Source organism: Kitasatospora sp. NPDC091276 (assembly GCF_040684355.1).
Lineage (GTDB): Bacteria > Actinomycetota > Actinomycetes > Streptomycetales > Streptomycetaceae > Kitasatospora.
Map to the genome: position 1 here is coordinate 317639 of NZ_JBFBFU010000002.1, position 20245 is coordinate 337883.

22 protein-coding genes are annotated in these 20245 nt (G+C 74.2%); 13 read left to right on the plus strand and 9 right to left on the minus strand.

The annotated features are described in order from the left end of the window. Positions 1-367: 367 nt before the first annotated feature. A complete protein-coding gene (locus tag AB0O19_RS03450; RefSeq protein WP_363617455.1) occupies positions 368-1276 on the plus strand; it encodes a phosphotransferase in 909 nt (302 codons plus the stop codon). A gap of 21 nt (positions 1277-1297) precedes the next feature. On the opposite strand, the gene AB0O19_RS03455 is transcribed toward AB0O19_RS03450, so the two are convergent. The 3 genes from AB0O19_RS03455 to AB0O19_RS03465 all read right to left on the minus strand — a co-directional run bounded on the left by AB0O19_RS03455 (position 1298) and on the right by AB0O19_RS03465 (position 3542). Beyond that, positions 1298-1699, minus strand: a complete 402-nt coding sequence (locus tag AB0O19_RS03455) for a TIGR03618 family F420-dependent PPOX class oxidoreductase (RefSeq protein ID WP_063350534.1) — start codon at positions 1697-1699, stop codon at positions 1298-1300. 54 nt (positions 1700-1753) lie between these two features. Then, positions 1754-2383 (minus strand): MBL fold metallo-hydrolase, encoded by a 630-nt coding sequence (locus AB0O19_RS03460; RefSeq protein ID WP_363617457.1) that lies wholly within the window; start codon positions 2381-2383, stop codon positions 1754-1756. A gap of 73 nt (positions 2384-2456) precedes the next feature. Next, positions 2457-3542 carry an S-(hydroxymethyl)mycothiol dehydrogenase gene (locus AB0O19_RS03465; RefSeq protein WP_363587547.1) on the minus strand — a complete coding sequence of 362 codons (1086 nt, stop codon included), beginning with the start codon at positions 3540-3542 and terminating at the stop codon, positions 2457-2459. 656 nt (positions 3543-4198) lie between these two features. Here AB0O19_RS03465 and AB0O19_RS03470 point away from each other — a divergent pair. The 3 genes from AB0O19_RS03470 to AB0O19_RS03480 all read left to right on the plus strand — a co-directional run bounded on the left by AB0O19_RS03470 (position 4199) and on the right by AB0O19_RS03480 (position 6993). Further along, entirely contained in the window at positions 4199-5416 is a 1218-nt protein-coding gene (locus AB0O19_RS03470; RefSeq protein WP_363617459.1) for a cytochrome P450, read from the plus strand. Continuing rightward, positions 5413-5676, plus strand: a complete 264-nt coding sequence (locus tag AB0O19_RS03475; protein WP_363617461.1) for a ferredoxin — start codon at positions 5413-5415, stop codon at positions 5674-5676. Before AB0O19_RS03470 ends, AB0O19_RS03475 begins: the two co-directional genes overlap by 4 nt. Before the next feature lie 132 nt (positions 5677-5808). Beyond that, a complete protein-coding gene (locus AB0O19_RS03480) occupies positions 5809-6993 on the plus strand; it encodes an MFS transporter (protein WP_363617463.1) in 1185 nt (394 codons plus the stop codon). Here AB0O19_RS03480 and AB0O19_RS03485 read toward each other — a convergent pair. The 4 genes from AB0O19_RS03485 to AB0O19_RS03500 all read right to left on the minus strand — a co-directional run bounded on the left by AB0O19_RS03485 (position 6974) and on the right by AB0O19_RS03500 (position 11299). Then, on the minus strand, positions 6974-7879 hold the full coding sequence (locus tag AB0O19_RS03485; RefSeq protein ID WP_363617465.1) for a LysR family transcriptional regulator: 906 nt from the start codon (positions 7877-7879) through the stop codon (positions 6974-6976). The two genes, AB0O19_RS03480 and AB0O19_RS03485, sit on opposite strands and share 20 nt — an antisense overlap. A 9-nt stretch (positions 7880-7888) precedes the next feature. After that, positions 7889-9157 (minus strand): aminoglycoside phosphotransferase family protein, encoded by a 1269-nt coding sequence (locus AB0O19_RS03490; RefSeq protein ID WP_363617467.1) that lies wholly within the window; start codon positions 9155-9157, stop codon positions 7889-7891. 83 nt (positions 9158-9240) lie between these two features. Continuing rightward, complete coding sequence (locus AB0O19_RS03495; protein ID WP_363617470.1) at positions 9241-10098, minus strand: PhzF family phenazine biosynthesis isomerase; 858 nt, start codon at positions 10096-10098, stop codon at positions 9241-9243. A 103-nt stretch (positions 10099-10201) separates the two neighbouring features. After that, positions 10202-11299: a DUF5937 family protein gene (locus AB0O19_RS03500; RefSeq protein ID WP_363617472.1), complete on the minus strand. Its 1098-nt coding sequence runs from the start codon at positions 11297-11299 to the stop codon at positions 10202-10204. Positions 11300-11468: 169 nt separating this feature from the next. On the opposite strand from AB0O19_RS03500, the gene AB0O19_RS03505 reads away from it, so the two are divergent. The 4 genes from AB0O19_RS03505 to AB0O19_RS03520 all read left to right on the plus strand — a co-directional run bounded on the left by AB0O19_RS03505 (position 11469) and on the right by AB0O19_RS03520 (position 15513). After that, positions 11469-12749, plus strand: coding sequence for an MFS transporter (locus tag AB0O19_RS03505; protein ID WP_363617474.1), 1281 nt, complete (start codon positions 11469-11471; stop codon positions 12747-12749). A 117-nt stretch (positions 12750-12866) separates the two neighbouring features. Then, entirely contained in the window at positions 12867-13670 is an 804-nt protein-coding gene (locus tag AB0O19_RS03510) for an MBL fold metallo-hydrolase (RefSeq protein ID WP_363617476.1), read from the plus strand. 6 nt (positions 13671-13676) lie between these two features. Beyond that, positions 13677-14108 (plus strand): nuclear transport factor 2 family protein, encoded by a 432-nt coding sequence (locus AB0O19_RS03515; RefSeq protein ID WP_363587527.1) that lies wholly within the window; start codon positions 13677-13679, stop codon positions 14106-14108. 142 nt (positions 14109-14250) lie between these two features. Next, positions 14251-15513 (plus strand): FAD-dependent oxidoreductase, encoded by a 1263-nt coding sequence (locus tag AB0O19_RS03520; protein ID WP_363617478.1) that lies wholly within the window; start codon positions 14251-14253, stop codon positions 15511-15513. A 204-nt stretch (positions 15514-15717) separates the two neighbouring features. Here the strand turns inward: AB0O19_RS03520 and AB0O19_RS03525 are convergent, their stop codons facing one another. Beyond that, entirely contained in the window at positions 15718-16155 is a 438-nt protein-coding gene (locus AB0O19_RS03525) for a hypothetical protein (RefSeq protein WP_363617480.1), read from the minus strand. Positions 16156-16519: 364 nt separating this feature from the next. Between AB0O19_RS03525 and AB0O19_RS03530 the strand changes: the two genes are divergently transcribed. Then, positions 16520-16756, plus strand: a complete 237-nt coding sequence (locus tag AB0O19_RS03530) for a DUF397 domain-containing protein (protein ID WP_363617482.1) — start codon at positions 16520-16522, stop codon at positions 16754-16756. A 145-nt stretch (positions 16757-16901) separates the two neighbouring features. Then, complete coding sequence (locus AB0O19_RS03535; RefSeq protein WP_363587519.1) at positions 16902-17318, plus strand: DUF3592 domain-containing protein; 417 nt, start codon at positions 16902-16904, stop codon at positions 17316-17318. A gap of 525 nt (positions 17319-17843) precedes the next feature. On the opposite strand, the gene AB0O19_RS03540 is transcribed toward AB0O19_RS03535, so the two are convergent. Continuing rightward, on the minus strand, positions 17844-18209 hold the full coding sequence (locus AB0O19_RS03540) for a hypothetical protein (RefSeq protein WP_363587517.1): 366 nt from the start codon (positions 18207-18209) through the stop codon (positions 17844-17846). A gap of 141 nt (positions 18210-18350) precedes the next feature. Here AB0O19_RS03540 and AB0O19_RS03545 point away from each other — a divergent pair, with 141 nt between their 5' ends. From AB0O19_RS03545 to AB0O19_RS03555, 3 genes are read left to right on the plus strand one after another with little or no spacing between them, the layout of a single operon-like run. Next, entirely contained in the window at positions 18351-18710 is a 360-nt protein-coding gene (locus AB0O19_RS03545) for a hypothetical protein (RefSeq protein WP_363617484.1), read from the plus strand. Beyond that, complete coding sequence (locus AB0O19_RS03550; protein WP_363617486.1) at positions 18707-19729, plus strand: hypothetical protein; 1023 nt, start codon at positions 18707-18709, stop codon at positions 19727-19729. The genes AB0O19_RS03545 and AB0O19_RS03550 overlap by 4 nt, the downstream gene beginning before the upstream one ends. Further along, positions 19726-20115 carry a roadblock/LC7 domain-containing protein gene (locus AB0O19_RS03555; RefSeq protein WP_063350516.1) on the plus strand — a complete coding sequence of 130 codons (390 nt, stop codon included), beginning with the start codon at positions 19726-19728 and terminating at the stop codon, positions 20113-20115. Before AB0O19_RS03550 ends, AB0O19_RS03555 begins: the two co-directional genes overlap by 4 nt. The last annotated feature ends 130 nt before the right edge of the window (positions 20116-20245 follow it).

Sequence of the window (20245 nt, forward strand, 5' to 3'; positions counted from 1 at the left end):
GAGCAGCTGCGGCGAACGATGACCCCGTCGGGGACGAACCTGCCGGGCCTGGTCAAGCACCCGGGGGGGTGCCGAGCCGGGCTGGTTCTGCGAGGCGTTCGGCCGCGGGACGGGGCCCCTGCCCTTCGACCTGGAGGCCGACGAGACCTCCGACATGAGGGTGGAGCCGCACGAGTCCACATGGACATCCTGCGCGAACTCCTCGACGGCGCGGCCGGCGACCACAACCGGGGCTGAGCCGGGCAGGAGCCGCACCCGCGCCATCCCGCGCTGTCTCCGGCGAACGCCTGACGTGCCCGCCCGGCGCCTTCACACTGGTGGTGAAAGACGCAGGCCGACCTGCGACCGCGAAACCCCGAAGGTGCACATGAGTGAGCGATTCGCCGCGTTGGACGACCTGGCCGAGCGGTGGGGCCTGAGCGGCCTGGAACTCGTCGGCCAGGGGCTGGAGTTCTCCGTGTTCCGGGCGCAGGCGCGGGACGGGCAGCCCGTCGCGGTGCGGCTCGCGCGCCAGCGGTTCGAGTCGAACGCCAACGACCCCCACGTGGACACCCGGACCCTGCTCCGGCAGGAGTACGCCATCGCGAAGCACCTGGCCGCCCACGGCCTGCCGGTCGCGCAGCCGAGGGAGCTCGTCCTGGCGGACGACCCGGCCGCCCCCGACGTACTGCTGTCCGCCTACGTCCCCGACGACGGCTCGGACCTCGACTCCTTCGAGCTGGGTCACCTCCTCGCGCGGCTCCACCGGGTGCCGCCGCCGCAGCTGAGGCCCGTCGCGGCGGAGGGAACCGGCACGGCGGCGGCGATCGCCGCACGCATCGGGCGCCGCTGGGCCGAGATCGGCCGCCGCGTCGGCGACTGGCCCGAGCCGCCGGCCGCTTCCCTGATCGCCGGCCACCTCGCCGGTTCCACCGAGGACAGCCTGCTGCACCTCGACGTGCGCAGCGCCAACATCCGCCGCCGCCAGGGGCGGGCGGTCGCCCTGCTCGACTGGTCGAACGCCCTGCTCGGGCCCCCGGCCCTGGAGTTCGGCCGGCTCGTCGAGTACGCCCGGTACCCGGAGAACGACCTCGACCCGGCGGCGGTCCGCAGCGGGTACGCGAGGACGGCGACCGCCCCGGCCGACGACGATCCGTGCCTGGCCGTGGGCCGGCTGGACGCCGCGCTGATGCTGGCGCTCGTCTTCCTCTCCGAGGCGCCCGACGCCGGCCGGGGCCCGGCGGCGGCCGACCACGCCCGCGAGCTCGCGCTCAGGATGGGCGCGGGCCGCGCGTGAGGAAGCCCGGGAGCAGGGCTCTCAGGGCCGGCCGAGGACACGGTCGACGGCGATCTCGATGACCACCCGGTCCGGGTTCGCCCGGGGTTCGCGGTAGCGCTCGGTGTAGCGCCGCTCGGCGTCGGCGACCTGCTCCGGCTCGTCCCGGACGACGGCCACGCCCTCCAGGGTCGACCAGCGTGCCCGGTCCACCTGGCAGACCGCGACCCGCAGGCCCTGCGGGCCGGCCGCCGCCACGTTGCGGGCCTTGCGGCTGGTGCGGCTGGTGATCACCCGGGCCGTCCCGGTCTCCGGCTGGTACGTCACGCCGACCGGCACCACGTGCGGCGAGCCGTCCGGGCGAGCGGTGGTCAGGGTGGCGATGTGACGCTCCCGCCAGAAGGCGAGGAAGGCGTCGTCGAGGTCGCGGGGATCATGGGCCATGATCGCGATGCTACGGCCCCGGAGCACGCGCCGTGCTCCGGGGGCCGTTCGTCGTCAGTGCCCGCGGGCGATCCAGTCCGGCAGGGCCGGGGCCTCGGCGCCGATGGTGGTCGGGTCGCCGTGGCCGGTGCGGACCACCGTCTCGGCCGGGAGCGACAGCAGCCGCTCACGGATCGAGTCGATGATCGTCGGGAAGTGCGAGAACGACCGGCCGGTCGCGCCCGGGCCCCCGTGGAACAGCGTGTCGCCGGTGAAAACGGTGCCGAGCTCCGGCGCGTACAGGCAGACCGCGCCCGGGGCGTGGCCCGGGGTGTGCAGGACGGTCAGCTCGGTGCCGGCCACCTCGATCCGCTGCCCGTCGGCGAGTTCGCCGTCCGGGAGGCGCTCGGGGTGGGTGAGCTTCCACAGCGGCAGGTCGTCCGGGTGCAGCAGGATCGGCGCGCCGGTGCGGGCGGCGAGGGCCGGGGCGGCGTCGATGTGGTCGTTGTGCGCGTGGGTGGAGACGATCGCCAGCAGCCGGCGCCCGCCGAGCGCGGCCTCGATCGCGTCGGCGTCGTGCGCGGCGTCGATCACCACCGCCTGCTCGTCGTCGCCGACGATCCAGACGTTGTTCTCCACCTCCCAGCTGCCGCCGTCGAGTTCGAAGGTACCGGCCGTCACCAGCCGGTCAATGCGCGGACTCATGCGCCCACCTCGCTTCGCTCGGCAGGTGCTTCGCCCGATGCGCACCTCTCGATGGTTCGCTCGCTACGCTCGCTCACAGGACCACGACCGAACGGAGCACGTCGCCCTGGTGCATGCGCTCGAAGGCCTGCTCCACCGCGTCGAGTTCGATGGTCTCGGTGACGAACGCGCCGAGGTCCAGGCGGCCCTGGAGGTGGAGGTCGATCAGCATCGGGAAGTCCCGCGAGGGCAGGCAGTCGCCGTACCAGGAGGACTTCAGCGCGCCGCCGCGGCCGAACACGTCGAGCAGCGGCAGCTCCAGCGTCATCTCCGGCGTGGGCACGCCGACCAGGACGACGGTGCCGGCGAGGTCGCGGGCGTAGAAGGCCTGCTTGTAGGTCTCCGGGCGGCCGACCGCCTCGACCACCACGTCCGCGCCGTTGCCGCCGGTCAGCTCCCGGATCGCCTCGACCGGGTCGGTGCTGCGGGAGTTGACGGTGTGGGTGGCGCCGAGCTTGCGGGCCGTCTCCAGCTTGCGGTCGTCGATGTCGACGGCGATGATCTTCGCCGCGCCCGCCAGCCGCGAGCCCATCACCGCCGCGCCGCCGACGCCGCCGCAGCCGATCACCGCGACCGAGTCGCCGCGGCCGACGCCCCCGGTGTTGATGGCGGCGCCGATGCCCGCCATCACACCGCAGCCCAGCAGGCCGGCGACGGCCGGCGAGACCGCCGGGTCGACCTTGGTGCACTGGCCGGCCGCGACCAGGGTCTTCTCGGCGAACGCGCCGATCCCCAGCGCCGGGGACAGCTCGGTGCCGTCCAGCAGCGTCATCTTCTGCTTGGCGTTGTGGGTGTTGAAGCAGTACTGCGCGCGGCCGCGCCGGCAGGCGCGACACTGGCCGCACACCGCGCGCCAGTTGAGGACGACGAAGTCGCCCGGCTCGACCTCGGTGACGCCCTCGCCGACCGACTCGACGACGCCCGCCGCCTCGTGCCCGAGCAGGAACGGGAACTCGTCGTTGATGCCGCCCTCGCGGTAGTGGAGGTCGGTGTGGCAGACCCCGCAGGCCTGGATTTTGACCACCGCCTCGCCCGGCCCCGGGTCCGGCACCACGATCGTGGTCACCTCCACGGGCGCGCCCTTGGCGCGCGCGATGACTGCCTTGACCTGCTGGGCCATCCGATTCCACCTCCGTCGGCCGATGCGGCTCTGCACCGGCGTGACCTGCGACAAACGACTGCCCACGAAGCGTAGCGCCCGTAGCGACGGGCGCCGACGGGGCGGGCCCGGTGATCCGGCTCACCGCACCGGCCGCGAGGGCGTCATATGCCGTCGAGATATCCGCCGGACCCCCGGCGCGGCCCGCACGGCAGGGCGCGCGGGCGGCGCCGAGCGCCCGTCAGCGTGCCTCGAAGTGCCCGGAAAGGAGCGCCGTTGGCTGGAAGTGCCGCTGACGCGCGCACCACCGCCCACGTACGGTCGTAGCAGAAGCGGTCCACGCGACCACGCTCAGCACATCCGCCCCACCCGACGGTGCGCCACCGCGCGCCGTCCGCGCCGAGGCGTACCGACCGTACGCCGTCGCACGATTCGCGCCATCCCCCGTTCCGGTCCGCGTTCGCCTTCGCTTCCGCCTTCGATCCGCCGTTCGTCCCACCCGATCCGCCGTTCGTCCCGATCTGCCGCCCCACCCGATCCGCCGTTCGTCCCGGTCCGCCGGACCCGGCCCGGGCCGAGCCGCCCGCCGGCCCGCCCCACCCGTCCCCGCACCATCCCGGTTCCACCCCCCGTCGGGCCGTCACGCGCGGCCCCCCGCCCTGGAGTCTGGAGTACGGATGTCCGCCGAGAACAGTGCGACCGGTGCCGGAACCGGCACCGTCCCGCTCATCCCGCTGCACTGCCTGCGCAGCCTGGAGCCCGGCCCGCCCCGGCTCGCCGCGCTGCCCACCGGCACGCCCGTCTGGCTGGTCAGCCGCCACGCGGACGTGCGGCAGGTGCTGACCGACCCGCGCCTGGGCCGCGCCCCGCTGTACGAGCCGGACGCGCCGCCGATCACCGCCATCCCCAACATCCTCGACGACCCGCAGGGCCTGCTGAACATCGACGGCACCGAGCACCAGCGGCTGCGCCGCACCGTGCAGCGGGCCTTCACCCCGCGCGCGATCGCCCGCTGGCGGCCCTGGGTCGCCTCGGTGGTCGAGGGCCTGATCGACGAGCTGATCGACCACGGCTCCCCCGCCGACATCGTGGCCGGCTACACCCGGCCGCTACCGGTCCACGTGATCAGCCGGCTGATGGGGCTGGACAACCTGGACGGCAAGAAGCTCGCGCACTGGAGCGACCACGCGCTCTCCGCCACCGCCTACACGGCCGAGGAGATCGCCACCGCCATGACCGAGTTCGCCGGCTTCGGCGCCGCCGTGATCGCCGAGCGCCGCGCCGACCCCGGCGAGGACCTGGTCAGCAGCCTGCTCGCGGCCGCCGCCGAGGACGGATCGATCACCGAACGGCAGCTGGTCACGCTGGTCATCGGCCTCGTCGTGGCCGGCCACGAGACCACCATGACCAGCCTTGGCAACGCGCTCGTCTACCTGCTCGCCGACGGCCGCGAGGCCTGGCAGCGGCTCGCCGCCGACGAGGCCAGCGCGACCGCCGCGACCGAGCAGATCCTGCGCGCCGTCCCGCTCGGCGACGCCAAGCACCTGCCCGGCCTGTTGCGCCGCACCATCGAGGACGTCGAGATCGGCGGGGTGGTCATCCCGGCCGGCAGCGTCGTCGCCGCCGACACCGGCGCCGCCAACCACGACCCGTCGGTCTTCACCGGGGACCTGCTCACCGAGCTGTTCTCCCCGCTGGCCGCGCCGATGCTGACCTTCGGGGCCGGGCCGCACCACTGCCTGGGCGCCTGGCTGGCCCGGATGGAGCTCGAACTCGCCCTGCACCGCCTGGCCCGCCGGCTGCCCTCGCTGCGCCTGACCGGGCCCGTCGAGGAGATCGACTGGCGGAAGGGCCTGCTCACCCGCAGCCCCGAGACCCTCCAGGTCGCCTGGTGACGGCCACCCCGGGGACGGGCGCCGACGCGGTGGTCGTCCGGGTCGACCGGGACCGCTGCATCGGCTCCGGGATGTGCGCCCTGAGCGCCCCCGGCTCGCTGGCGCTCGGCGCGGACGGGCTGGCCGAGCCGGTGGCCGACTACGCGGCCGACGGCGCCGAGCTGACGGAGGCACTGGCCGACGCGGTCGACTTCTGCCCGGTCGAGGCGCTGACCCTCTACTCGGCCGCGGGCGGCCACCGGATCGCCCCGCCGGAGTGACCGCGCCCCGGCGCCGCCTGCCGCACCACGGCGGGCGGCGCCGGGGGCACCCCTGGATCGATGAACCTGGCTAATCGACGGATGAGCTCATCGATCTTGTTCCGCCCTCGGCGCGGCTGATGGGCTGGCTCCATGACCGACACCGACACCCTCGCGCCCCCGGCCGCCCCCGGCAGCCCGCCCCGCTGGGCACCGATCACCGCCGTGGCCCTCGCCACCTTCACCGTGGTCTCCGCCGAGATGATGCCCGTGGGGCTGCTGACCCCCGTCTCGAAGACCCTCGGCGTCTCCGACGGCGTCACCGGGCTCTCCCTGACCATCACCGGGCTCCTCGCCGCCGCCCTGTCCCCGTTCGTTCCCGCGCTCATCGGGCTCCGGGACCGCAAGCACGTGCTGGTCGCCTTCATGCTGCTGCTGTCGCTGGCCAACGCGCTCACCGCGCTCGCCCCCGACTACCCCGTACTGGCCGTCGGCCGCGTCCTGCTCGGCCTCGCGATGGGCGTCGTGTGGGGCATCACCGCGGGGCTGGGCCCACGCCTCGCCGACGGGCCGCGGATCGCGCTCGCCACCACGCTGATCTTCTCCGGCGTCTCCATCGCCTCGGTGCTCGGCGTCCCCCTGGGCACCTACCTCGCGGCGCTGCTCGGCTGGCGCTCCGCGTTCTGGGCCCTCGCCCTGCTCGGCGCGGTGTCCGCCGCCGTCCTCGCCCGCACGCTCCCCGCCCTCCCCGTCCACGAGCGCGGCCGGCTCGACCGGATCGCGGACGCGCTGCGCAGCCGGGGAGTCGCCGCCGGACTCGCCGTCACCGCGCTGGTCGTGCTCGGCCACTTCACCGGCTACACGTACGTACGGCCGGTGCTCGAACTCGACGCGGGCCTGAGCAGCGGCGTCATCGCCGCCTGCCTGCTGGTCTACGGACTGGCCGGCGTCGCCGGGAACTTCACCCTCGGCCCGGCGGCCGGCCGGCGCCCCAAGGCGGCCGTGACCACCGCCCTCGCGGGCGTCGCGCTCGCCACCGCCCTCCTGCCGCTCCTCACCGGGAGCGTGGTGGCGGTGCTGATCGCGCTCGTCGTCTGGGGCGCCTCGTACGGCGGGGTCTCGATCTCCACCCAGACCTGGGTCCGGATCGCCGACCCCACCCGGATGGAGGCCTCGGCGGCGCTGTGGGCGGGCGTGTTCAACGCGAGCATCGCGCTGGGCTCGCTCGCCGGCGGCCTGGTCGTCGACCGGGCCGGGACCCACGCCGTGCTCCTCACGGCGGCGCTGATCACGGCGGCCGGACTGCTGCTCGCCGCCGTCACGCGCCCACGGCGGTGAGCGCCCGCACGAAGGCCCCGGCCAGCGGGTGCGGCGGCCGCTCGCCCTGCACCACCAGCAGCGTGGACGGCTCCAGGCCCGGCACCGGCAGATAGCGGATGTCCGGCCGCTGGACGTACGCCGTGCTCGCCTCGCACAGCAGCAGCCCCAGGCGGGTGCTGGCCACCGTCGACAGCCCCTCCTGGAGCGTGGCCGCGCCCGCCGGGTAGGCCAGCTCCCGCCCGTCCGGCGTCCGCCGCGGGGCGTTCGCCCGGCGCCAGTAGTCCGGGGCGGGCCCACGCGGTTCGATCAGCGCCAGCCCGGCCAGTTCGTCCGCCGAGACGCTCGCCGCCCCGGCCAGGCGGTGCCCGGCCGAGAGGGCGACGTACATCGGCTGCCGCGAGAACTCCAGCAGCACCCGCAGACCGTCCTCCCGGCACGGGGACAGCACGATGGCCAGGTCGATCTCGCCCCGGCCCAGGTGGGAGAACGGATCGCCCCAGGACAGTTCGACGAGCTGGGCCGCCCCCTCCGCAAGGCCCGCGATCGCCCTGGCCACCGGCTCGTACACGGCGCACTGGAACCCCAGGCGCAGCGGCCGGTCCGTCGAGGCGGCCCGGGCGCGGGCCGCCTCGAAGCCCTCCCGGAGCCGGTCGACGGCGGGCACCACCTGCTCGGCCAGCTCGCGCCCCAGCCCGGTCAACTCGACCCGCCGGCTGGTGCGTTCGAACACCGGGGCGCCGACCCGGCCCTCCAGCCGCTTGATCAGCTGGGAGACCCGGCCCTGGGAGACGCCCAGGAGCTGCGCCGTCCGCCCGAAGTGCAACTGGCGCACCAGGACGGAGAAGCACTCCAGTTCCTGGAGCGGCAGCTCCGGGAGCACGGGGCCTGGCGTCGTCCGATCCACCCCGGCAGTCTAGGTGTTCCGACCTGTGAGGTCGGGAACGCCGCAGGCCAGTGCCGCGCGCAGCTCGGCGGCCGGGTCGCCCGCGTGGTACGGGCGTTCGCTCTCCTCGATGTGGTCCAGGAACTCCTGGTAGCGCAGCGCGTAGGACAGGTGGTACAGCGGCTCGACCAGCTCCAGCGCGCGCCACGGCCGGGATCCGGGCGCGTGCTCGCTCCAGGCCTTCAGCCAGACCTCGACGAGGTGCTGCCAGCGCTCCGGCGCGAGGTAGGCGCGCGGGCGCAGCCCGTCCAGGGCGGGGTGGCCGAGGTAGGAGTCGGCGTAGTCGACGACCACCGGACGCTCGCCGTCGGAGCGCCAGTTGCCGGGGTGGAAGTCGCCGTGCACCAGGGTCTCGGGGAGGCCGCAGGCCGCCAACTCCTCCAGCAGCGCCGGCAGTTCGGCGACCAGTCGGCGGACGTCGGCCAGTTCCCCGGGCGTCAGGTCGGTCTCGCCGGGGAGCCGGTCGAGCAGCGCCTGCGCCTGGGCGAGCAGGGTGCGGGGCGTCCGGTCGCGCAGCCCGGCCTTCGCCGCGCGCCCGTCGGCGGCCAGCGCCGCCTGGGCGGCGACCAGCCGGGGCACCACCTCCTCGACGGTGTCGAGGGACGGCGACCAGCAGTCCTCGCCGGGCACGTGGTCCAGCAGCAGCCGCCCGCCCGCCGGGTCGGCGGCCAGCACCGGCGGCACGAGGCCCGGGTCGACGCCGCCGAGCAGCGCGATCACCTCGCCCTCCCGGGCGTTGAAGGCGGGCGTCGTGGTCTTCAGCCAGGCGTCACGGCCGGTGGCCGTCGGGAGGCGGAGGAGGCCCGACAGGTTCCAGGTCCGGATCTGCCGCGCCGGGCCGGCGACCGGACGGCCCGCCCCGGCCAGCTCCGCCTCCGCCCAGGCCAGCGCCTCCCCCAGCCCGGCCGGCGTGGCCCAGGCCGCGCGGCGCTCGGCGGGGCCGAGCAGCGCGGCCGTCCCGGCGTCCAGCGGCCGGGCCTCGACGGCCGTCGGCCGCTCCAGCGCCTCGGCGTGGTACCACACCTGCCCACCGTGCCCGCCGCGCCCGCCCTGCTCGCCCCGGCCCTCCACCAGCCGCAGCACCAGCACCGGCACCCCGGCGAGTTCGGCCGTCCGCGCCCCCACCCCGTCCACCGACGACCACCACCCGCCCGCCGCCTGGAACGGGCCCACGGGACCGAAGTACTCGGCCCCGTGGGTGAGATGGACCGTGACGGTGCGTTCGCTCGCTCGCTGCATCCGGGCAGCTTCGCCCACCCGGGCCCGGTATGCGAGCGAATTTCCGGACGCCTCGGGCCGGGGCCGGGCCGATCGCGTTCGCGCTACGGGATCGCCACCGCCGCGCCGGACACCCGGATCCGGCTGTCCGCCGTCCGTAGTTCGACGTGGAGCACGCCCGGGCGGCCCAGGTCCTCGCCCTGGTGGAGGGTCAGCACCACCGGGGCCGCCGCCGCGCCCTGCTCCCGCAGGTAGGCGCCGAAGGCGGCCGCGGCGGCGCCGGTGGCCGGGTCCTCGACGACGCCGCCGACCGGGAAGGGGTTGCGGACGTGGAAGACGTCCGCGGCCTCGCGCCAGACGAGTTGGAGGGTCACCAGGTCGCGGGCCCGGGTGTAGGCGGCGAGGCCGTCGAAGTCGTAGTCGAGGCGGGCCAGGCGGTCACGGGTGGCGGCGGCGAGGACGAGGTGGCGGGCGCCGGCGTAGGCGATCCGGGGCGGCAGGGTCGGGTCCAGGTCGGTGCGGGCCCAGCCGAGCAGGGCGAGGACTTCGTCGACGTCGGCCTCGGTCACGTCCTCCACCTGCGGCTCGACACTGGTCAGGGTGGCGCGCAGCACGCCCTCCGCGTCCTGGTCGACCTGGACGGGGACTTCGCCCGCGGCCGTCGTGAAGACGTACTGCCCGGGGCCGGTGCGGGCGGCGAGCGCGACGGCGGAGGCGACCGTGGCGTGGCCGCAGAACGGCACCTCGGTGAGCGGGCTGAAGTACCGGACTCCGTAGGCGCCTTCGGTCGCTCCCGCGGTCAGGAAGGCCGTCTCGGAGTAGCCGAGCTCGGCGGCGATGGCGAGCATCCGCTCGTCGGTCAGGCCTGCGGCGTCGAGTACGACGCCCGCCGGGTTGCCGCCCTCGGGGCGGGTGGTGAAGGCGGCGTAGCGCAGGATGCGGGGTGAGGCGTCGTCGGTCATGCCCGGACGAACGCGTTCCGCTCCCCCGCTGTTCCCGCTCACCCGCCGCCGCTCACCCGCCGCCGCTCACCCGTCGCCGCTCCGCCGGTCACCACGACACCGGTCACCGCAGCAACGCCTCCAGGAAGTCCGAGCCGAGCCGGGCGCTGCCGGACAGGTCGAGCTGGTAGAGCATGTACCGCCCGCGCCGCTGGGTGATGAGCAGCCCCGCCTTGCGCAGGACGGCCAGGTGCCGGGACACCTCCGGCGCGCTGAGCTGCCAGGTGGAGGCGAGTTCGCCGGTGGTGTGCGCGCCGCGGGCCATGGTGCGGGCCAGACGCAGCCGGACGGGGTGGGCGAGGGCTTCCAGCCGCTGCTGGACGAGGGCCAGCGAGACGGGTTCGGGGATGCCCGCCTCGGCGACGGGGTACTGGAGGACGGGACGCCAGCCGGGGGTGTACACCACCACGAGGTGGGGCCGGCCGAAGGCGGTGGGGATGAGGGTGACGCCGCCGCCCTCGGTGCCGCTGGTGGCGTTGTCCTGGAGCTTGTCGATGACGATCCGCCGCCGCCCGTCGGCGCTCTGGTCGAGGGTGACGGAGGGTGAGACCGCGGCCAGCGCCTCGGCGGGGCCGCGCCGGGCCAGCAGATCGGCCTTGCGCCGGGCGTCGGCGGCGAGGGCGGGCAGGACGCGCTGCCAGGCGTCGGCGAAGAACGCGGACTCGCAGTCCTCCAGCATCCGCCGGACGAGGGCCCGCACGGCGGGCGGGTCGGCGAGCAGCCGGTCCGCGAAGGCGGCCTGCCGGGGGCCCCGGGCGAGCGCGAGTTCGCGGGCCCGCTCGTTGGCCACCGGGTCGGTGAGCGGGGAGGGCGCCCGGCGGGCCGGCCGGGAGGAGCCGCAGGTGGTGACGAGGGCGGCGGCGACGTACAGCTCGTCGTCCATCCGGTCGACGGCGTCGAGCTCGGCGGCCAGGGTGGCGCCGGGCAGGCCGGGGACGAGGAAGTCGGCGCGGGAGGAGCGCCAGAGGAAGTCGGCCTCCAGCAGCCGCTCGGACAGCTCCGGCGGGATCGTCGCGGCGGTGCTGGACGCCCAGCCGTGCAGCGCGGGGTGGTGCGCGGGCTCGGCGAGGACGTCCAGCATCGCGGTCAGCTCGCCCAGCGGGGACGGTGTGAAGAGCAGGCGCTCGTCCGGCAGGCCGGTGATGTCGATGGTCACGCTCATGCGCCCGCCGTGCTCCTCCCGGCAGGGGCGTTCGCCCACCCGCGCCTCTCGATGATCGGTTCGCTCACGACGGCGATCCTGCCACCCGCCCGGATCCGCTCCCGCGTCGATTGACGGTTAGCGTCAATCGACGTGCCCGGCGGGCCGGGCAGGGCGGACGGTACCGGCCATGAGCCTGATCCAGGAGAAGTCCGTCCATGACCACGCCGCCGTCCGCGACGGCGTGCCGCCGGCCCCGCCGATCGGTGCGAGCCGCGGGGGCCCGTCCACGCTGCTGCGGCTGCTGACCGCCGCGGGCGGGCCCCGGTACGCGGCCGCGCTGGTGGTGGACGCGGTGGGCTCCGGCCTGCTGCGGCCGTTCCTGCTGCTGTACGGGATCGGGGTGCTGCACCTGGGCGCGGCGGCGGCGGGGCTGACGATGTCGGCGGGGATGGTGGCGGGCCTGCTGGTGGTGCCGCTGACCGGCCGGTGGATCGACCGCGGCGCCCGGACCGTGCCGGCGGCGGCCACGTTGGCGGTGCGGGCGGCGGGCGCGCTGGCGCTGCTGGTCTCGGACGGCCTGCCGGGGTTCGTGGCGGCGTCGGTGCTGATCGGGGTGGGCAGCCAGTCCTGGCCGACCACGCACGCGGCGGTGGTCAGCACGCTGACCGAGGGCCGCCTGCGGGACGCCGCGCTGGCGGCCGGGCGGTCGCTGCGCAACGCGGGACTGGGCGCGGGGGCGCTGCTGGCCACCCTGGTGGTGACCGGCGGGACGGGCGCGATCCGGGTGCTGGCCGGGGTGACGGGCGCGGCCTGCCTGGCCGCCGCCGCGCTGGTGCTGTCGCTGCGGGTGCGCGCGCCGCAGCGGGCCGCCGACCGGGCGGTGGACGTGCCGGAGCAGGGCGAGTCGCTGCGGCGGATCAGCCTGCTGAGCCTCGCCAACCTGCCGTACGCGTTCTGCTTCGACGTGCTGGAGGTGGCGCTGCCGGCGCTGCTGGTGCTGCACCTGCACGCCTCCCCGGCGTGGTCGTCGGGCGTGTTCGTGGGCAACACGGTGCTGGTGATCGCGCTGCAGCTGGTGCTGGTGCTGCGGCTCGCGGACCGTTCGCGGCGGGCCGTGCTGGCCGCCTCGGGGGTGACGCTGGCCCTGGCCTACCTGGGGTACTGGGCGGTCGGGTCGCTGGGCGGCACCGCGGGCGCGGCGGGCGTCGCGGCGGTCTCGGTGGTGTTGACGCTGGGCGAGATCCTCTACACCGGTGCGGGGACGGCCCTGGTGACGGCCGCCGCCCCGCCGCACCTGCTGGGGCGGGCGCTGGCGCGCTGGGAGCTGTCCTCGGGCGTGGGCCGGGCGGCGGCGCCGGCGGCGCTGACGGCGCTGCTCGCGGCCGGTCCGGGGGTGCTGTGGCCGGTGCTGGCCGGGGCGACCCTGCTGGGGGCGCTGGCGGTGCTGCGACTGGCCCCGAGGACGTGACGCCCACGGCGCGGGTCGGATCGGGCCCGGCCCCGCCCCTCCTCCGGATGCGGAGCGCACCCGCAAGGCCGATGCTGGCCGCGAGGCGTGCCCGGCAGCAGGAAGGACAACAGACCCATGAGTGCTCTCGACTTCGAGATCATCGACAGCCCCGACAGCTCGCTCAACAAGACCTCCGTCCTGGTCACCGGCCCGAAGGACGCCCTGCTGGTGGACGCCGGGTTCACCCGCTCCGACGGCCGCCGGCTGGTGGAGCGGATCCGCGCCGCCGGCAAGCGGCTGGCCGCGGTCTTCGTCAGCCACGGGGACCCGGACTTCTACTTCGGCGCCCAGGAGGTCCAGGACGCCTTCCCCCAGGCACGGTTCCTGGCCACCGCCTCCACCGTCGAGCACATCCAGGAGACGTTCGAGGGCAAGCTCAGGGCCTGGGCCCACCTCGGCCCGGAGCTGCCCACCCGGCTGGTCCGGCCCGAGCTGCTGCACGGGGACGAACTCGTCTTCGAGGGGCACCGGTTCGAGCTGCGCGGCGCCGACTTCCACCTGCCCGACCGGCACTACCTCTGGCAGCACCACCACCGCGCCGTACTCGGCGGCGTGCTGCTCTTCGAGGGCCTGCACGTGTGGACGGCCGACACCCCCGAACCGGCCCAACGCGCCGCCTGGATCGACCTGTTGGACGGGATCGAGGCGCTCGAACCGCAGTTCGTCGCGGCCGGCCACCGCACCGCCGGCGCGGCCACCGACCTCACCTCCGTCCGTCACACCCGGGACTACCTGCGCGCCTTCGAGACCGAGATCGGCCGGGCCCCGGACGCGACCGCCGCGAAGGAGGCGCTGGAACGGCGCTTCCCCGACCTGGGGCTGAAGATCGCCGTCGACCTCGGCACCAAGGTCGCCATGGGCGAGATGGCCTGGGGCTGAGCGACGATGATCGAGATCCCGAGGGACACCGCCTCGTTCGCCGAGTCCTCCGCCCCGGCCGACGTGGTCCGCCGCCAGTACCTGGCCTCCGCCCACGGCGACCTGGCCGCGCTGCGCGCCACGCTCGCCGACGACGTGGAGTGGACCGAGATGGCCGGCTTCCCGCTGGCCGGCACCTACCGCACCCCGAAGGGCGTCACCGCCAACGTGATGGAGCGCCTGGCCGCCGCCTGGGAGAACTGGACGGCGCACGACGACACCTACGTGGTCGACGGCGAGAACGTGGTGGTGCTGGCCCGCTACACGGCCGTCCACAAGATCACCGGAAAGCCGCTCGCGGTGCGGGTCGCCCACCACTTCACGGTGCGCGGCGGCCGGATCGTCCGATTCGAGCAGTTCGCCGACACCGCGCTGGTCCGGGAGGCCATGACCCCGTAGCGAATTCCCTGACCGCGCCCGTAGCGGTTCGCGTTCACCCGTAAGGGGGAGCATGGCGCGGCGCGCCCGGCACGCCCTCGACACGCCACCCGGACGGCGGCAGGCTGGCCCCTGATTCCGGCCGGAGAGCGAGGAGTTCAGCATGGGCACGGGCACGGCGGGAACGGCGGAGGACGGCGGGCGCGAGCGGCCGATCGTGATCGTCGGGGCGTCCCTGGGCGGCGCGAAGGCCGCCCAGGCGCTGCGCGAGGCCGGGTACCGGGGCGGCATCGTCCTGATCGGCGACGAACACGAGCGCCCGTACGAGCGGCCGCCGCTGTCGAAGGGGTACCTGCTCGGCAAGACGCCCCGGGAGAAGATCTACGTCCACCCGCCGCAGTGGTACGGGGAGCAGGACGTCACGCTGCGGCTGGGCACGGCGGTGGCCGCGATCGACCCGGCCGGACACACCGTGACGCTCACCGACGACGGCCGGATCGAGTACGCCAAGCTGCTGCTCACCACCGGCTCGACCCCGCGCCGGCTGCCGGTGCCGGGCGCGGACCAGGACGGCGTGCTCTACCTGCGCCGGGTCGAGGACAGCGACCGGATCAAGGCCGTGCTGCGCCCGGGCGCGCGGGTCGCGGTGATCGGCGCGGGCTGGATCGGCCTGGAGGTGGCGGCCGCCGCCCGGGAGGCCGGCGCCGAGGTGACGGTGCTGGAGGCCGCCGAACTGCCGCTGCTGCGGGTGCTGGGCCGGGAGGTGGCGCAGGTCTTCGCCGATCTGCACCGCGACCACGGCGTCCAGCTGCGGTTCGGCGTCGAGGTCACCGAACTGACCGGCTCCGGCGGCGCGGTGAGCGGCGTGCGGCTGGGCGACGGCACGACGGTACCGGCCGACGCGGTGGTGGTCGGCATCGGCATCACCCCGGCGACCGGCCTGGCCGAGGCCGCCGGGCTGGAGATCGACAACGGCGTCAAGACCGACCAGCAGTTGCGCACTTCCGACCCGGACGTCTACGCGGCCGGCGACGTCGCCAACGCCTACCACCCGCTGTTCGACACGCACCTGCGGGTCGAACACTGGGCCAACGCCGTCAACCAGCCGCAGACCGCCGCCCGCGCGATGCTCGGGCACCCGGACGCGGTGTACGACCGGATCCCGTACTTCTTCAGCGACCAGTACGACCTCGGCCTGGAGTACGTCGGCTACGTCGAACCGGACGGCTACGACCAGGTGGTGTTCCGGGGCGACCCGGCCACCCGCGAGTTCATCGCCTTCTGGCTGGCCGACGGCCGGGTGCTGGCGGGGATGAACGTCAACGTCTGGGACGTCACCGACCCGATCCGCGAACTGGTGCGCTCCAGGCGGGTGGTGGACCCGAAGGCGCTGGCCGACCCGGACACCCCGCTCGGCGAGGTCTGACGTACGCGCGCTGCCCTGGGACCCCGCCACCCCTTTCCGGAGTGGCGGGGTCTCCTGGCCGACCGCTCCCTGATGAAGCTGTTGAAAGCACGCCCGGCCTGTACCAGTTCGACCTGATCGACACTTACCGGCGATCCGGAGTGAGTCGGGCAGTCAGAGCAGGATCTTCAAGAGGCTTCCAGGGATCCGGCCAATGGCTTCGGGTCAGGTCCGCTTGCGGCTCGCGATCTCGTCAGCGAGCTGCTGCACGTGGGCGGGGTCCGCGTCCCGGGCAAGGGCGACGTAGTGGTCCATGACGGCCGGCCGGTAGCGCACGGGAAACGTCTGTCCTGGGGCGAGTCGGGTGAGCTCGGTGATCGTGAGGCCTTCGTCCGCGATACCGCGGAACGAGATGCCGTCGGCGGTCTCCACGTCGAGCATCAGGACCACGCGCGGACTGCTGTTGACCTCCCGCCAGTCGACGAGAACGCCGAGCGCAAGCGCCCCCGTACGCAGTTCCGCATTGCGCTTCCGTGCGTCACTGCTCAGGAACGGGTTCGGGGCGACGCCCGGGAAGTCGGGCCCGACACCGAGCGATTCCCGACTCAGGTCGGGCCTGAGCTGCGCCATCAGATCGTTGAGCTTCTTCTGCGAACCGAACATCCTGGCCCTCCCTCACACCGGTGCCGGAATCTCGGCCTGGCGCTTCGTATTCACTGCGATGGTATGTCGCGGCCATTCCCGACCTCCGGCGCATCGCCCCGTCCCGATGGGGTCGCCGTCTGCGGTCGCGGAGGGACTCGGTCGGTGCACCTGTCTGTCGGACGAGCCACGTCCACACGCCGACAGGAGGACCAAGCCGTGATCGATACTGACCCCAACCGCGCGTCCCGGGCAAGACCGTACGGTGCCGCGATCCTGTGCGGAGCGGCCGTCACGCTGATCAACTTCTTCTGGACCGTCGGCCAGTGAACATCAACGCACAGAGCTCGACGATCCCGTCGTAGGCCACCCTGGTCTCATCCTGGTGTTTCAACACAGGCAGGAAACCAAGAGAGGATCTACCGCGACCACCGAGCCTCAGCGGTTCAAGTCTTCGTACAGCGACAACGGCGGCGCTTGCGTAGAGGTGGCCGCCAACGTCCCCGGTGTTGTCCCCGTCCGCGACTCGAAGGACCCCGAGGGCCCGGCCCTCGCCTTCTCCCCCGATGACTTCGCGGCCTTCGTTGCCGCCGTCCGTACCGGCGAGTTCGGCGACGTCTGACGTACGCGCGGTGCCCTGAGGGCCCCGTCACCCCTTTTTCCGGAGCGGCGGGGCTCCGCCATGAACTGGGCGGGTTCCAGGCGTCAGGAGTCCCTGCGGTCGGCAATACTGGGGTGTCCGGGGGCGATTCGGACAGGGAGGCGCGGTGGGCGGGACGGCCGGATTCGCCGTGGTGGTGTTCGGAGGCCTGGGCGGCGTGGTCGCCTACCTCGCCGGGGTGGTCGGCCTACGCGACCTCCGGCGGCTGCGCCGGGTCGGCGTCCCGGCCCTGGCCCTGGTGCGCGCCCGCGTCCCCGCCCCGGAGGACCGCGCGCTGCCGCCGCGCCCGCTGCTGCAGTTCGAGACCGAGGACGGCCGGGTGGTGGAGGTCTTCTCCCCCGTCCCGTCCACCCCGCGCCACCCGCTGCCGGACGGCGGCCACGTGCAGGTCCGCTACGACCCGGCCGACCCCCGGCAGGTCCTGGTGGAAGGCCGCGAGCGCAGACCCCTGGAGTACGGCTTCGTGGCGCTCGGGCTGCTGATGGTGCTGGCCGCGATCACACTGGCGGTCGCCGTCCTGTGAGGCTGCCCGCCTGAATCGTCTTCGAGAACGAGGCCGGGTTCGCGATGACGCCGCCGCGCGCCCGCACCTGGGGCCAGCGCGGACACACACCCGTCGTCCGCGTCCGGGGACGCTCCCGCCGCCGGATCTCGGCGGCGCGCCTTCGTGCCGCGCGCGGCGTGGTCGAGCCGATTCCGCGGCACCGCCGAAACACCGGCGCTCCGGCGGTTCGACCACGGCATTCCGGCGCTCCGGCGCCGGCCGGAACAGCCGAGGCGAATATGACGCCCAGTCATCGGAAAGTCACGCATTTTCATGGTCGGCGCACACCCACGATATTCGCGGCCCGATTCCCACGGACGGATCTCCGTAGCCGGTTCGTCACGTCCCGCATTCGCTCCGCCCGGAATTCCACGCGCGACACGCGGCCCGCGCGGGCCTTCCGGGTGGGCCTTCGGGCAGTCCTTCAGGCAGGGCTTCAGGCAGGGCTTCCGCGCAGGCCTTCCGGACGGGGCGCGGACACCCGGGCCGTCGGCCCGACCTCGGCTAGACGTCGAGAGCGGCCTCGATGCGCTTGAGACCGTGCCGGGCGAGCGCGAGGTTGGCGCGCGAGCGGTCCAGCGCCAGGTAGAGGAAGAGCGAGCCGTGACTGCGGGTCAGCGGGCGGATCAGGTGGTACTGGGTGCCGAGGGTGATCAGGATGTCCTCGATGACATCGTCGATCGACAGCGCGGCCAAGGCGCGTATCTTCGCACGAACGACCTCGGTGTTGGCGGCGGCCGCAATCTCCAGGTCGAGCTGCTGCCCCCCGCCGAGGAACCCGAGCGACATGCCGCTATCGTAGTCGGCCACAGCCACTCCGATGGCCCCCTCGATGGCCATCGCGTCCTTGAGTGCGTCGTCAATGTTCATGCGCTGTTCGTCCTTTGCGTGACTTCCGGGCAGAACTCCCGTGTGCAGGAACAAAATAGCAAGAAGTCACCGGTTGTGGTCGCCTCGTGAAAATGATGGAATAAAGTACGCTACCGGGGTTCAGAACGTGAAGGGGTACTGGTGCGCGCACTCGAAGCTTCCCTCTCCGATGTGCTCGGCTCCCCCGGAGTGGTCGGTGCCGCGCTCGTCGACGCCGTCACAGGTCTCAGCTACCAGTCCGCCGGGGACCACCGGCTGCTCGGGCCCGGGGCCGAACTCGCCGAGCTGACCAACCTGATCGGCGAGCGGCTGTACGAGGCAGGGGCGGAGAGCGAGTTGGAGAGCCTGGTGGTCACCAGCACCCGCCATCACCAGGTCGTCCAGGTGGTGTCCCGGAAGGGCGACCCCCTGCTGCTGGCCACCGTGCTGGACCGGGAACGGACCAACCTGGCGCTGGCCGTCCGCCAGACCGCCGACCGCGCGCAGGACTTGCTGGCATGACCGACCCGTCCCACGACACGGCGCCGCCCGCCATCCCCGCAGCTCCCACGACGCCGGCTCCGCCCACCGCGCGCAACGTGCCCGCGCTGCTGCTCGCGCTGCGCCGGACGGAGTTCACCGGCTCGGTCACCGTCTCCAGCGCACCGGGCGGCACGATCCACCTGGAGCAGGGTCTGGTCACCGCGATCGAGACCCCCGGGGCCCCGACCGCCGCGACCCTGCTGCTGAAGTCCCGGCGCGTCGGCGAGGAGGAGTGGGCGTCCGCCGAGGTGGCCGCGTCGGTCGGCCGGCCGACCGACGCTCCCCCGACCTGGGGCGGCGACCTCGGCGCGGCCCTGGTGGCTCAGGGGTCGATCGGCGCCGCCGAGCTCGAAGCCGTCTGCGCCGCCGCCGCCTTCGACGGGGCCTTCGCCCTGGTGCTGAGCCCGCCCGGCGGTTGGGAGACGGCCGAGGCGGCGCCGCCTGCCAGGATCGCGCTGCGCCCGGGCATCGAGCCGGAGCGGCTCTTCGCGGAGACCGCCCGGCGGACGGCCCTGCTGACCCGCCTCTGGGGACCGCCCGGCGAACTGGCCCGCATCCGGATCCGTCCTGCCGCCCGGGCCGAATCCGGTGCGCTGCGGATCCCGGTCCGCTACCGGGAGATCCTGGCCGCCGCCACCGGCCGCCGCACCGCGCGCGACCTCGGCTTCGCCCTGGGACGCGGCGTGTTCGCGGTACTCCTCGACGTCGTACGGATGGACGCCCGGCACCTGCTCCACCGGGAACCGGCGCACCCGGCTCCCCTGGCACCGAGCGTGGCCCCGCGCATAGCGACGAGCGAACCGCCGCCGGCCGACACCGGGCCGCTGCCGCGCCGCGTCCGCAGCGGACGCGGCGCGGGTGGTCCGGGCGGCCCCGGCGGCCTGCCCGCCCGATCCGAGGGAGCGGCGGCGGCTTCCGACGGCCCACCGAACGCACACCGCGCCGAGCACACCGCGCGTACCGAGACGACCGAGCAGAGTGAGAAGAGCGCACCATGAGCAGCCAGACACCGACCGCCGTACTGGTCGACGAGTTGAAGTCCCTCCGCGACCGGGTCATGGGCATCTCGGAGAGTGTCATCTCCACCACCGACGGCCTGTTGGTGGCCGCCGACACGGCTGCCGTCCACCCCGAGTCGGCCGCCGCCCTGTCGGCCGCCATGCTCGGCCTCGGCCGGCGCACCGCGGCCGAGGTCGGCGTGGGCGGCCTGCGTGACGTGGTCACCCGCTGCAACAGCGGCTACGTCGTGGTGCTGGCGATCGGGGAGCAGGCGCTGCTGATGATCCTGGGAGACGAGGGCCTCGACGTCGCCGGCCTGCACCGCGAGTCACCCGCCACGGTCCGCCGCCTGAGCGAGCTGCTCGGGATGGTCCCCGCGGTCTAGAAGTCTCCTGAAGATCTTGCTTCGGACACCCGATTCACCCCGGTTTGCCGGGAAATGTCAACCAGGTCGAACTGGTGCAAGCCGGGCGCGTTTTCAAGATCTTCATCAGCCTTCTAGTCCCAACGCCGTT